At 51.8% G+C, this 13,597-nt stretch carries 11 protein-coding genes and 1 other annotated feature; of the genes, 3 read left to right on the top strand and 8 right to left on the bottom strand.

Features of this window, described 5'->3' with window-relative positions; genetic code table 11:
* The 3 genes from PKO01S_RS27205 to PKO01S_RS27195 all read right to left on the bottom strand — a co-directional run.
* Positions 1-271 (bottom strand): hypothetical protein (locus PKO01S_RS27205; protein ID WP_218031506.1); only part of this gene is annotated, 271 nt, incomplete at its 3' end.
* Between the two features lie 610 nt (positions 272-881).
* Positions 882-1,772 (bottom strand): hypothetical protein, encoded by an 891-nt coding sequence (locus PKO01S_RS27200; protein ID WP_127534586.1) that lies wholly within the window; start codon positions 1,770-1,772, stop codon positions 882-884.
* Between the two features lie 278 nt (positions 1,773-2,050).
* Positions 2,051-2,881, bottom strand: coding sequence for a methyltransferase domain-containing protein (locus tag PKO01S_RS27195; RefSeq protein ID WP_127534585.1), 831 nt, complete (start codon positions 2,879-2,881; stop codon positions 2,051-2,053).
* A 181-nt stretch (positions 2,882-3,062) separates the two neighbouring features.
* On the opposite strand from PKO01S_RS27195, the gene PKO01S_RS27190 reads away from it, so the two are divergent.
* Positions 3,063-4,301, top strand: a complete 1,239-nt coding sequence (locus tag PKO01S_RS27190; RefSeq protein WP_127534584.1) for a glycosyltransferase family 1 protein — start codon at positions 3,063-3,065, stop codon at positions 4,299-4,301.
* Between the two features lie 114 nt (positions 4,302-4,415).
* On the opposite strand, the gene leuA is transcribed toward PKO01S_RS27190, so the two are convergent.
* From leuA to PKO01S_RS27165, 5 genes are all read right to left on the bottom strand, one after another.
* Positions 4,416-6,077, bottom strand: coding sequence for a 2-isopropylmalate synthase (gene leuA / locus PKO01S_RS27185; RefSeq protein ID WP_127534583.1), 1,662 nt, complete (start codon positions 6,075-6,077; stop codon positions 4,416-4,418).
* A 91-nt stretch (positions 6,078-6,168) separates the two neighbouring features.
* Positions 6,169-6,428, bottom strand: a binding site (T-box leader).
* 116 nt (positions 6,429-6,544) lie between these two features.
* Entirely contained in the window at positions 6,545-7,312 is a 768-nt protein-coding gene (locus PKO01S_RS27180) for a response regulator transcription factor (protein ID WP_127534582.1), read from the bottom strand.
* A 52-nt stretch (positions 7,313-7,364) separates the two neighbouring features.
* Positions 7,365-8,426 carry a LacI family DNA-binding transcriptional regulator gene (locus PKO01S_RS27175; RefSeq protein WP_127534581.1) on the bottom strand — a complete coding sequence of 354 codons (1,062 nt, stop codon included), beginning with the start codon at positions 8,424-8,426 and terminating at the stop codon, positions 7,365-7,367.
* Positions 8,427-8,454: 28 nt separating this feature from the next.
* Complete coding sequence (locus tag PKO01S_RS27170; RefSeq protein WP_127534580.1) at positions 8,455-10,332, bottom strand: cache domain-containing sensor histidine kinase; 1,878 nt, start codon at positions 10,330-10,332, stop codon at positions 8,455-8,457.
* A 110-nt stretch (positions 10,333-10,442) separates the two neighbouring features.
* Positions 10,443-11,465 (bottom strand): LacI family DNA-binding transcriptional regulator, encoded by a 1,023-nt coding sequence (locus PKO01S_RS27165; protein WP_127534579.1) that lies wholly within the window; start codon positions 11,463-11,465, stop codon positions 10,443-10,445.
* A 113-nt stretch (positions 11,466-11,578) separates the two neighbouring features.
* Here PKO01S_RS27165 and PKO01S_RS27160 point away from each other — a divergent pair, with 113 nt between their 5' ends.
* A complete protein-coding gene (locus PKO01S_RS27160; protein WP_127534578.1) occupies positions 11,579-12,502 on the top strand; it encodes an ROK family protein in 924 nt (307 codons plus the stop codon).
* Between the two features lie 15 nt (positions 12,503-12,517).
* Positions 12,518-13,462, top strand: a complete 945-nt coding sequence (manA, locus tag PKO01S_RS27155; RefSeq protein WP_127534577.1) for a mannose-6-phosphate isomerase, class I — start codon at positions 12,518-12,520, stop codon at positions 13,460-13,462.
* Positions 13,463-13,597: the final 135 nt, after the last annotated feature.

The following is a 13,597-nucleotide window of genomic DNA, read 5'->3' as shown; positions in this document are numbered from 1 at the left end:
CCAAAGAAACGGCTGGTGAGATGTTTAACACTTTATCTTTGGCAAAAGTCAATGATGATTTGGGACTTAAGTTTACCTTCTGCTTTTTAGTCGTATTCCCATTAGCATCGTATGTGTACTTCATATATGTACCGTCGGGATTCTTCATGTATTGCAATTTCCCATCGTCTGTATAGATGTATGTAAAACTAGCTGCATTAACTACACTTGATAAAAGAAGCATGAAACAAGATAAAATAATTGTAAAAAGAGTTGTACGTTTCGCAAACATTTGATTACTTCCTTTCCTTCATTCATTTAAAATCCCTATTTCAGATTGATGATTAAAATATAACTAAGCAACCCTCCATTTTCACATTTTGGAAACTCATAGAATTATAATATAAAGAAGTGGTGAATTCTAGATTTAATTCCACTTTTTTATTGAAAATTAACCAACTTGAAACTTTGTAAGAAACAAAGCTAACGCAAAGGACTGGTTGAATGTCAACCCTCGTTGAGAGAGAGCATACAGAGGTAGAAAGAAGCAGAAACATTCTTGACTTATTAAAAAAAGGCAGCCAATCACTTAGGATTGGCTGCCTTTTTTAGGCTGGACTATGATTAGGCTTGTTACTACGAGAACCTCGTCGGCGATTATCGCCCCGTCCCCTCCGCTCGCAGTTGCGTCAAGCCGGATATGAATTCTCAGGCGTGTAGTAGTTATTGTTGTGGTTGCCTGAAGGACATTTGTTAGAAGGTGTCTAACAAATGGGGTGCAGTTCATTCCTGCGCGGCCTTTTTTATACATTATTATTTAGAGCTTGGTTGACCAGTTCTTCTTTACTTCCAAAAATTGTAATCCTGCTTTGAGCAACATGGAGAACTGATTATCACACTTTTTAATTCTCCAAAACAATAGTTTCATCGTTCACTTTAACAAAGAACTTCGGTTTAACTGAAATCAAATCAAAGAGAAACAGATTCCAACTACTCAACTTGATCAAATTTGAAGAAGCATCTCGATTAAATTGTTTTAATATTGTCTCTACATTCGCATCTTTTTTTTCCAGGCCTTCAATCGGTCGACCATTTTTCCCGAAAGATAATTCTGACAGTTCAACATTCAAAGATGAAGTTTTCCCCAAGAGATCTTCGGAAAATAAATCAAACGCAAAATAAATGGGGTCCGACATTCCAGGAGGATCTGTAAAGGCTTCGAAAAGCTCTAATTCTTTCTGATCTCCTCGAATTTCCTCTACGGTCTCCTCATACGTGTCTCCATTCAATGTAGGTGCGGCAAGACCAATAAATAAAAGCCCTGATTTTGAAACTCCCGAAAACATTGACACATTCTGACTAGGAGTAACATCCTTTAATTTTTCTTCATATTCGGTTCGAGTAGCATCGCTTATATCAAACCATAGAAATGCCTTATAGTTTACCGAGGCCATCACATGGTTATAGAGACTGTCTCCCTCTGGTTCATTCATGATTTTGTTCAGATAATCATTTCCCAGTTTCATATAATGAAGCGCACGTTCTTTTACTTCATCACTTCCATTGATCTCTGGCACAGAATCAGTCGCTGATAGACTGTTCTCAGAAATAGGATCTTGAGACACCTTATCCATCGCAGAGTTCTCACTTTCCTTATCAACTTTACCATTCCACGATAAAGACTGTTCCGAAGATGTGATCTGTTCCTCTTGGTCCATATTCGAAACATACCTATAGCCAATCGAAATGACTAATACCACCAAAATGAACGCTCCAATTATGTACTTTTTCAAAGGCTCTTTATCCTCCCATTTAATTCATTAGTTCATCGAAAAAAGGGAGATACCCAAATCTAGTGCTGGGAATCTCCTTTTGTATTGTTGATGTCTACATTATTTTGTAACTAAGATACTGATTATTGAAAGGGACTGCTGCAGATTCTTCTATCCACATATGGAACTCAAGCAACTTGGTACAATTTAATATTTTTGAACTCGGTATAATTACTTCCCAAGGCAGTGTTTTACATACATTCCCACCTATCATAGCAAAAAACTTCCAGCATGTCACTTCAAATCGACGGAAGCGAAGCCAGCTGTTCCCGCATCCGTTCCTCCGGGCTCATCGACTTAGGCATGGCGCCCAGCTTGACGATGAACTCGTTGGAATAAGGGACGGGCATGTGCAGCTGGACGATTGTGAAAGGGAAAAGCCCCAGCTTGATGAGCTTCGTTACGATTTCCAGAAACGAGTGAACGGTGAATATGGTGCAGTGAACATCATGGTAACCGCCGATACGGGAGATCTCCTTGCACAGCTGGAACGCCTCCTCCTCGGTATGGTAACGCTCGATGCCCGATGCATCGAAGTCCGGCAGCCACGTCCGATAGGTGTCGACTCGGGCCGTGTTGGCATAGGAATCGTACAGCTGTCTGATCGTCGGTTCCCGGTACCGGTTCAGATAAGCATCGATAAGCTCGGCCATCGTCGTCAGCGGACGGAAGTAGTCGAACGTATACCGCTTGTCCGGAATGGCAAGCGATACGATGCCGTCTTCCTTCAACACCTCGTCAAGCTCGAACAGCCAACCGATCATATCGGGTACATGCTCGATGACATGCGATGCGATGATATAGTCGAACTGAATATGACGCGGAACGGCCTGCCCCAGCGTCTGGTCCCCCCATACATAATCGACTTGGACAATCTTGCCTGTGTCCACGTTCGGATCATTCGCGTATTTGTGAATGAGCGATTTCGTATCCAGATGATCCGCGTAGTAGATCATCCCTTCCGCTTTGGTCACGATCGGATTCATCAGGGCACCAATCTCCAACCCTACCTTGCCGCTCACATCGATTCCTTGTCGCAATACCGCCTTGCGATCACAGCCATAATCCACTCTCCATCATCCTTCCAATTGCTCTCCATCCTTATTACTATCTATATACGCAGCCATCCCGCGGCGATTGAGGCAGGAATGGAGACGAAGCGCAAATAGCCCTTCGTCTAGTACCCTCTTTTCTAGCAATGAATAAAATGGTTTCTAAATCAAGAACAGGACAGGGCAGGTGGGTGATTCAATGAACGAGAGCGGTTCTCCGGATATGCCGCATAAAGGCGTGCCGGACGGCGTCACGATCGAACAATACCAGATCGTCATCAAGGACAAATATCCGTCCGACGCTTTCTATCATGCGCAACGGTATGATTTTACCGAAGAAGACCTTCTCAACAATAGAAAAGTCATCGAAACCGACGGCGCTGCAGCCCCTTACAAAACCGCGTTATGGATCATTCCGCAATTTCTGTATCCTTATTATGGCGGCATCCATACGATCTTCCGGTTCGCCGATTTCCTGACCCGCAACTACGGCATCCGCAACACGTTCGCCGTTCAAGGCGTACTCGAGCTGACCAATCAGCCGTCGATGATCGCGGAAGCGTTCCCCCTGCTTGCAGATAGCGACTTCTATCATTTCACCAACGAAAACTTCAATCTATCGCACATTCCCGACCACGACCTGGGCTTCTGTACAGCATGGCAAACAGCCTATCCGCTGCTGAAATTCAACCGAGTGAAGAAAAAGTTTTATTTCATGCAGGATTTCGAGCCGTACTTCTACCCTGCGGGCTCAATCAGCGGCTTGGCGGAAGCCACCTACCGGTTCGGCTTCACGGCGATCTGCAATACGGTTGCGTTGAAGACGAGCTACGAGGCCTACGGCGGCAAAGCCGTCCACTTCACTCCTTCGCTCGACCGTAACGTGTTCTACTATAAGAGTGAGCCGAAGCCGTTCGACGGCGTCTATAAGGTTCTGTTCTACGGCCGGCCTTTCGGCATTCGCAATTGCTTCGAGGTCGCCGTCCAAGCGTTGATTCTGCTTAAGCATTGCCTCGGCCAGCGCGTGGAGATCATTAGCGCAGGCGGCGGATGGGACGTGAAGGATTACGGCCTTGAACATGTGATGTACAACGTTGCAACGCTTCCCTATGAAGAGACTGGCGAGATGTTCCGCTTCTGCGACGTCGGCCTTACGATGATGATGACCCGCCACACGTCCTATATTCCGATTCAACTGATGGCCTGCGGCTGCTTGGTCGTGACGAACAAGAGCGAATGGAAGGATTGGCTGCTCCGCGACGACGAGAACTGCATGCTGTGCGAGCCTGCCCCGACGCATATCGCGCAGAAGTTGCTCGATGCTCTGCTGAACAAGCCGAAGCGTGAGCGGCTTGTCGCCGCCGCGCTGGAGACCGCCGCGCAGACGCCGAGCTGGGAGGACGAATTCAAGCGGGTGACGAGCGAGATATTGGGTTGAAGATGACCGTCACGGCGTGAGTGACCGGGATTGCTCCAATACTTGAACAAAACAAACAACCGCTCCCATCCAAGAGAGCGGTTGTTTTCATTACCTATTCAATTCCCTCTAAGCCTAACCACGCTTCATCCGGTTCACGGCGCTGAACAGCGCTTTGACCGAGGATGTCATGATGTCCACGTCTACGCCGCAGCCCCAATGGACGACGCCATTCGCTGCTGTGATGCCGATGTAGGAAACGGCTTGCGATTTCGAACCGATTTCGAGCGCATGCTCTTTGTAAACCAGATCGGTGAACGTCACGCCCAGCTCCGATTGCAGAGCATTGCTGATCGCATCGAGACGGCCATCGCCCGTGCCCGTAATTTCCTTCGTCGCATCATCCACGCGGATCGTCACGATCGTGCGGAAGTCTTCATCGTCCGGGAACCGGAATTTGACGAACTCGACCGGCGCCTTGATGTTCACGTATTCTGTCTTGAAAATATCGTAAATCTCGCCCGGCATAAGCTCCTTCTGCTGCTGGTCGGATACGTTCTTGACGCAGTAGCCGAAGTTCTCGCGCATCTTAGGCGGGAGGTCGAGACCATAACTTTGCTGCAAAATGTAGCCGATGCCGCCTTTGCCGGATTGGCTGTTAATCCGGATAATGTCGCCCTCGTACTGTCTGCCGATGTCCTTCGGATCGATAAGCAGGTACGGAACGGACCAATGCTCGCGCTCTTCTTCTTCGCGCCATGCCATGCCCTTCGCGATCGCGTCTTGGTGCGAACCGGAGAACGCGGTGAACACGAGCTCGCCGCCGTATGGCTGGCGCTCGCCGACGCGCATACGAGTCAGGCGCTCATAGACCGCAGCAATTTCTTGAATGTTATCGAAGTTGAGCTTCGGATCTACCCCGTGCGAGTACAAATTCAGTGCGAGTGTTACGATGTCGACGTTGCCCGTCCGTTCGCCGTTGCCGAACAGCGTGCCTTCGACCCGTTGCGCGCCGGCCAGCATGCCGAGCTCCGCATCGGCTACGCCCGTGCCGCGGTCGTTGTGCGGGTGAACCGACACAATGACGCTGTCGCGGAAATTGAGGTTCTCGCTCATATATTCAATCTGGCTCGCATAGACGTGCGGCATCGACATCGACACCGTCGCCGGCAAGTTAATGATGACCGGATTTTCTTTCGTCGGCCGCCATACATCGAGAACCGCGTTACAGATGTCCAGCGCGAACTCGATCTCCGTACCCGTGAAGCTCTCCGGCGAGTATTGGAATTGGAAGTTGCCTTCCGTATCCTCCGCACACTGCTTCAACAGCTTTGCGCCTTCGAGCGCGATCCCGATAATTTCTTCCTTCGACTTGCGGAATACTTGCTCACGCTGCGCCACAGAAGTGGAGTTGTACAGATGGACGACCGCTTTCTTCGCGCCTTTGAGCGATTCGAACGTTTTGCGGATAATGTGGCTTCTCGATTGAGTCAGCACTTGGATCGTAACATCGTCCGGAATAAGATCCTGCTCGATCAAGGTGCGCAGGAACGTGAACTCCGTCTCCGAAGCGGCTGGGAAGCCGACTTCGATCTCCTTGAATCCGATCGCTACGAGCATCTTGAAGTACTCCAGCTTTTCCTCCAAATTCATCGGCACCACCAGCGCCTGATTGCCGTCGCGCAGGTCAACGCTGCACCAGATCGGCGCCTCCGTGATATATTCCTTCCGCGTCCAATTCAAGCTTGTCTTCGGCGGCATAAAGTAGCCTCTGGCGTATTTTTCGACATTTTTCATGGATGGATGTCCTCCCTTTCCTCTATATGCTGCAGCTTAGCTGATAACTCGATGAGCCTTATAACACAAAAAAAAGCCTTCCATCTCCTCTTACAGAGACGAAAGACTGTTCATCTTACGCGGTACCACTCCACATTCATGCCGGTCAGGGCATGCACTCACAGATACGGATTCGCACGAGGGCAAATCGGATATCCACCTGCTGATAACGGTCAGGGTCCGGCTCCGCCTACTGCAAGGTTCAGCGAGCAACTCCAAGGCGAGTTCAGCAATTCTCCGCGACTGTTTCGCAACGACCAACAGCTCTCTGCACGCATCGAAAAACTTACTAATCCTCTTCAACGTAATTCGATTATTTAAGCCTTATTGTATACCACCGAATCCGCGTTATCAAGTGTCGATTTCACATTCGTCAGCAAGCCGAATCGTCAGCTGTCGACGAACGCCGCCAATATGCGCACTTTCATTCACTCCGCCCCGGGCCACTTTTTGCTTTTATAATCTTTCGGCGTAATGCCGACGATCTTCTTGAACAGCTTGTTGAAATAGACGGGATCATGGTAGCCGACGAGTTGCGCGATCTCATAATTGCGAAGGGACGGATTGCCGGTCAACAGCTCCTTCGCCTTCTCGATGCGCAGTTGGATAATATAATCGGTGATCGTCATGCTCGTCGTCTGCTTGAACAACCGGCTCAAGTAGCTGCTGTGCATACCGACCGATTGCGCCAGCTTGTCCAGCTCGAACGGCTGCTCGAACGAGCTCTTCAGCACATCCTTGACCGTTTCGATCGCATGATGCTCCCGCTCTTGAAGCGGCTGGTCTTGATGATCCGGCTCCGCAGAGCCGCCGCTCGTCTGTCGGGCAGCCGCAATCTCCTGCAGAACCTCTTGAAGACGCACCTTATCGACCGGTTTCAGCAAGTAGTCCTTAACGCCGCTGCGAAGCGCAGCTCTCGCATATTCGAACTCCTCGAATCCGCTGAGCACAATAATATCTACCGTCGAGCCAGCCTCGCGAATGCGCCCGATCAGCTTAATACCATCCATGAACGGCATCTTAATATCTGTAATGACAAGGTCCAGCCCCTGCCTGCTCAGTTCGTCAAAATGCTCCCAAGCGACCGCCCCGTTATTGTAGGAACCGATAACTTCAATTTCAGGATTCAGCTTGGTTAATATTTTGATCAGACCTTGGCAGATCACTTCTTCGTCATCGACAACCATCACTTTCATTGCTAACACACCTTCTTCGGAGCAGTGCCCCTATCACTTTGAGAGAAGATCACTAGGACTTCGCGACGGTTGCAATAGACGGTCGGTACATCATTTCTCCGACGATAAAAAGTTTCTCGAGCGGTTCCTTCGGACGCCCGATCCGTTCGAGCAGCTTATCGACCGCTCGGCTGCCCAGCGTTTCCTTCGGAACATTAACGGTCGTCAGCGGCGGCGAATGCCGGATGGCATCGTCGATATTATCGAAGCCCGTGACCGAGATGTCGCTTGGCACATCGAGCCCTAATTCGCGGATTGCCCGGGACGCATCGATGGCAATCGAATCGTTGGCGCAGACGACTGCCGTGGGCAGCGCACGCAGTTTCTTGCGGCGAAGGAGCCACGCCTTGATCGGCTCATCGTAACGCTCCATATTTTCCAATGCCGTCAGTTGCTCATGCTTGTCCCAAAGTTCGAATTCCTCCAACGCATGGCGGAATCCGTTGAAGCGGTCGAAAAAGCTGCGGGAATAACGGTCGTTGCCGATGAATCCGATGTTGCGGTGTCCGATGCCGATCAAATGCTTGGTCAGCCGGTACATGCAGTCATAGTTGTTCACGAACACCGTATCCGAAGGAATGAGAGGGTCCTCATGGTCGACCAGAATCATCGGTACGCCGAGCCGATGAATTTCGAGCAGCATGTTCGAGGCGATCTCACCGACTCCGATCATCCCCAGTATGCCTTCCGGCTTCAACAGATGCATGAAGCTCTCCACATTTTGCTCCATAACGATAACCATCCCGATTCCCTTGGCCTCCAAGCGGGCGGATATACCGTCCAGAATACGCCCCCAGTAGACGGAATCCCGGGTCTGGAACCGGATATTCGGCATGAGCACGAGAACGGATTGTTTAATATCCGACTCTTGCAGCGCTTCTTCGTCACGCCCTGTCTTGATCGGCTTCATATAGCCGCTGCTCTGGGCGAAGTAGCCGAGCTGGGATGCCACTTGAATGACGCGTTCCTTCGTCGCTCCGCTGACCCCTTTCTTGCCGGAGAGCGCTTTGGAGACAACGTACTTAGATACGCCTAGATGATCTGCGATTTGCTGCATCGTTACTTTCTTCGTCACAATCTCTTCCCCCTGTCGCTAATTACCACTATTGCGAATCGGCATCGGTCCCAGGCAGTGGAAGCATGAGCACGACCTCCGTGCCTCCTTCTTGCCCTTCCATCACCTTCATGCCGTAACGATGTCCATAGTGCAGCTTGATGCGCTCGCATACGTTGCGCAGGCCGATCCCCCCTCGGCTCGACGGACTGCTGCTCTTGCTGACATCCACGCCCGCGAATGACAAATTCAACCGCTCGCGTGTTTCTTGCGGCATTCCCAGACCGTCGTCGATGACATGCACCAGCATCTGCTGATCCGATTGATCGATGCGGATGTCGATTCGCATGACCGCCTTTCGGTCGTCCAATCCATGATAGATCGCATTCTCCACGATCGGCTGAAGCAGCAGCTTGAGCGTCGGCGCTTCGAGATATTGCGCCTCGGCGTCGATTCTCAGATCGAACCGGCTCGGATACCGGTAATTCAGCATCTCGACGTAATTTCGGACATGTTCCAATTCCGCCCGTATGACCGATTTGCCTTTGATATCGCCGATGCTGTACCGCAGCAGCTTGCCGAACACCGACAACATATCAGCCGCCGCCTCATCGTCATTCAGCTCCGCCACCATCCGAATCGTCTCCAGCGTGTTGTACATAAAATGCGGATTGATCTGATTCTGCAGCGCGTACATCTCGGCCGCATTCTTCTTCTTCTCCATCTCGTATATATCCTTGATGAGCTGGTCGATTCGGACGATCATCCGGTTGAATTGGCTGCCCAGCTGGCCGATCTCATCCCGGTGCTTAACCGGGAACTGCACCTTGAAGTCCCCTTCTTGAACCGTTCGCATGAGACGCATCATTTTGCGCAGCGGCTTGGTTATCGCGAAGGACATAAGAATGGATAGAAGCAAAGCGAGTGCAATGGTAACGAAAGTCGCAGCCCATGTCACGTTCCGGATCCGAATCGAATCCTTCTTCATCTCCCGCTCGGGGATAAGGACGAACAGCTTCCACCGCGTATTAGGCGAGGTCGTATACAGGACAAGCTGGTTGACCCCGTCTACAGCCGCATAAAAACTGCCGCCCCCACCGTCTTGATGAAGCAGCTGCGGGTGGCTAGCAATTTGCTTGGCACTGCGGTCCTTATCGCTCGCATAGATGATGCCGCCGTTCTCGTCGACGATGAACGATTCGCCGTGCGTCAGCTTGTCCATCTCGACCATCTGATTCTCGATGACGCGAATGTCCGTGTCGACGGCGATCAGACCGATTGGCTCCAGCGACACGTCATCCAATATTTTGCGGACGACAGTAAAAGCATAACGCTCGCTGTTCAGCACACTCGTGTAAGCCTCTGTGCCAAGCAGCAGCGCTTCGCCGCCGGAACGGGACGCTTGCTCCTCCCAGCGCCGGTAGCTCTGATCAAGATCAAGGCGGACCGCTCCCGATTCCGTCGAGAAATACCCGTTCCCGAATTCGTCGAAAATGTAGACTACATTCGCTCCGCGCTTAATATTGTTGATGAACTTCACCGAAGACTTAATGCCGCGCTGAATCAGGAGCAGTTGATTAAAATCTTCCGGAACCGGCTCCGCGCCGGATACCTGCTCATGCTGCGCATAATATTTGTTCGAGCGGATCAGATTTTGTTTGATGTCGGCTTGATAGGCTGGAATCGAAGAGATCCGCATCATATCCTCGATATAATCGTCGGTCCGTTCCATCATCGCCGTCATAAGATTGGTCGAATACGACACCGTCGTCTTCTCGATCGAACCCGTGTAGTTCGAATAAGAGATATACCCGATAAAAGCGAGCGGCAGCGTGATAACAGCCAGAAAGACGATTAGCAGCTTGCGCTCCATCGGCATGTCGGTTAGTTTGGACCATCCCTTCGAGACCCATTGTCTTACGTTCATCTTTCTAGTCCTTCCGCCTACAATCGATGTCTTTCTTCAGTATACGCCAATTTGTTAGCTAACGCATCAAGTTGTTATTCCTTGTTAGCACTGTTAGTCAACACAATTCCCTAACATTCGCGGACCGAGTCCCGGACGACTAATGTCGGCCGGATGTAATGGCGTACCATCTCCCGGTTATTGCCAGGCAGCGACAACAGCAGCTCGGCAGCCGCATCGCACATCCGCGCTTTCTCCACCCGCATGGTCGTTAAGCCGAGCCCCTGTTCGGCGCCAGCCTTCAGATCGTCAAAGCCGACGATGGAGATATCCTCTGGAACCTGTATATTACGTTTCTTCAGCTCCGCCGCAAGCAGATAAGCGATCCGGTCGTTGCCGCAGAAGAAGGCCGTCGGCCACTGAGGCATCGTGTCCAGCAGCGTACAAATTTCATCCGATGTATAGTGAAAGCTTACAGACGAAGCAACTACCTTCGCCAAGTCAATCGGCAGCCCGTTCTCCGACATCGCCTTCCAATAGCCGAACCATCGTTCCTCGTGGCTGGACGTCAGATTGGTCGGTCCGATAAACCCGATATCCCGGTGACCGGAGCGAATCAGAACGGATACCGCTTCGTACGCCCCTTCGATGTTATCGGAGGATACGACCGGACATGGCAATCCCCGGTGGTAGGAGTCCAGCATGACGAGCGGAACGTCCAACTCCCAGACAAGCTTCGCATAAGCCCGGTCCACGATGCCGAACAGAATAATGCCTTTGTACGTCATTTCCGTACAGTGCCGCGGCAGCTCGAGTCCCGCTTCCATCTCCGCATCAATCGGCGCAATGACGGCGTTCCAGCCTTTCGCGCGAATGCTCTTCTCCAGCCCCCAGATCATATCGTGAAAAAACTGAAAGTGATCGTTATCCTGATAGCTCATAATCCGCTCCGGCACGAGCACCAGCACGGTGCCGCTCGATGACGGCTTCTCGCCGTACGGTCCGTAGCCGAGCGACTTCGCTGCTTCGATGATTTTATGCCGCATCTCCTCGCCTACGCCCGGTTTGTTCTGCAGCGCAAGCGAGACCGCATTTTTCGATATGTTCAAATGATCGGCGATGTCCTGCATGGACACTTTCTTTTTCCGCGCCATCTCTCTTTTCATTCCTTCCCGAACATGATAAACTTAACCCAACTTTACTTTACAAAATTAAGTTTTGTCAAGTTTGTCAAGTGACAAAACGTTCATACAGGAGGTTTTAATCCTTGCAATATGCAGTCGGCATTGACATCGGCGGTACGAAGACCGCCATCGGGCTAGTTGACGCGAATGGACAAGCGCTTGCGAAGACGACACTCCCTACGAACCCGTCCTCCCCTTCCCATATGGTAGATGAAATCGCCGCGGCGGCTAACAAACTGATGGAGGATTCCGGCGTATCGGCCTCTGAGCTGCTAGGCATCGGAATCGGGGCGCCAGGCCCGCTGGACACGAAGCGCGGCATCATTGCCGAGCCTCCGAATTTGCGCAGCTGGTGGGGCTTCCCCGTCGTCGATTCGTTCAGAAGGCACTTCGATAGCCATGTGAAGCTTGCATTCGAGAATGACGCGACTGCCGCCGCATTGGCGGAACGATGGATCGGAGCGGCGAAGAACGCCGACCACTATGTGTACATGACGATCAGCACCGGGATCGGCGCAGGCATCTTCAGCCACGGCAGACTTATCACGGGCGCAACGGGCAACGCCGGCGATATCGGCCATATCGTCATCGACCCGGCTGCGGGCCTGTGCCAGTGCGGACAACGCGGCTGCTTCGAGTACATCGCATCCGGAACAGCGATCGCTAGAATGGCAAGCGAACTGCTGGGACGCCCTGTCACGACCAAAGAAGCGTTCGAGCTCGCCCTGTCCGGCAGCAATGCCGCAGCGGAGGAACTGGTGCGCCGGGTGTTCCGCTACATCGGCGTCGGCTGCGTCACCATGATCAACACCTTCGATCCGGAGCTTATCGTAATCGGAGGCGGCGTATCGCAGGTCGGAGCCCCTCTGTTCGATACCGTTACCGACTACATTAGACACCATGCGCTCAATCCGTCCGGCCGCGAGACAGCCGTTGTCCCTGCCGCGTTATCGCAAGATGTTGGTTTGATTGGCGCCGCTGCTCTCATTCATATTGCTTATAAATAAGGAGAATGATGTACGATGAATCAACCGATCTTCCTGGCACCTGTATTCCAAGACCGCATCTGGGGTGGCACGAAGCTGAAAGAACTATTCGGCTATGACATTCCTAGCGACACGACCGGCGAATGCTGGGCTATATCCGCTCACCCGAACGGCCAAAGCGTCGTCAAGAACGGACCTTACCAAGGCATGCCGCTCGGCGAGCTGTGGACGGCCCATCCAGAGCTGTTCGTTTCCCGCTCGGAGGTATTCCCGCTGTTGACCAAGCTGCTTGACGCCTCCGACGATCTGTCCGTTCAAGTTCACCCGGACGACGAATACGCCGGCAAGCACGAGAACGGCGAGCTCGGCAAGACGGAATGCTGGTACATTGTCGACGCTGAGCCAGGCTCTTCGATTATTTTTGGCCATGAGGCGGGGTCGCGGGAGGAGCTTGTCCGCATGATCCAGGACGGACAGTGGAACGAGTTGCTTACGAGTGTTCCTGTTAAGGCCGGAGACTTCTTCTACGTCCCTAGCGGAACGATTCACGCGCTTGGCAAAGGTATCGTCGTGCTCGAAACACAGCAAAGCTCCGATACGACGTACCGGGTGTACGATTACGACCGGAAGGACAAACAAGGCAACCTGCGCGAGCTCCATCTGGACAAAGCCATCGACGTCACAACGGTGCCGCAAGCGTACGTGCCGGTCTCGTATAGCACGCGCGAAGCCGAAGGCCTTACGGCCGTGAGCTTCGTCTCGAACGACTTCTTCACCGTAGAGCGGTGGGACGTGAACGGCACCTCGCAGCTGCCTGCAAGCAGCAAGTACCACCTGTTCAGCGTCATCGAAGGAAGCGGCTCACTGCTTGTCAGCAGCGAGCGTTACGAGCTTCGCAAAGGCGACCATTTCATCCTCCCGGTCGGCTTTGGCCCTTACATGCTGGACGGCCGCTTGCAGCTGATCGTTTCGAACGAGTAGGCAGCCAGCGGAACGGTGCGATGATAAATAAGCGTCCTCACGGGACGCTTATTTCCGTTCATCCGACTGCTCAATCGCTGTAAGAGTCTCTCAACGTCGCTTAATTACTCTAATGTCGCATAAATGAACGGCGGT

The organism is Paenibacillus kobensis NBRC 15729, from assembly GCF_004000825.1.
GTDB lineage: Bacteria > Bacillota > Bacilli > Paenibacillales > Paenibacillaceae > Paenibacillus_T > Paenibacillus_T kobensis.
The sequence above is the reverse complement of the archived record's forward strand: the minus strand, read 5'-3'. Positions and strand labels throughout refer to the sequence as shown.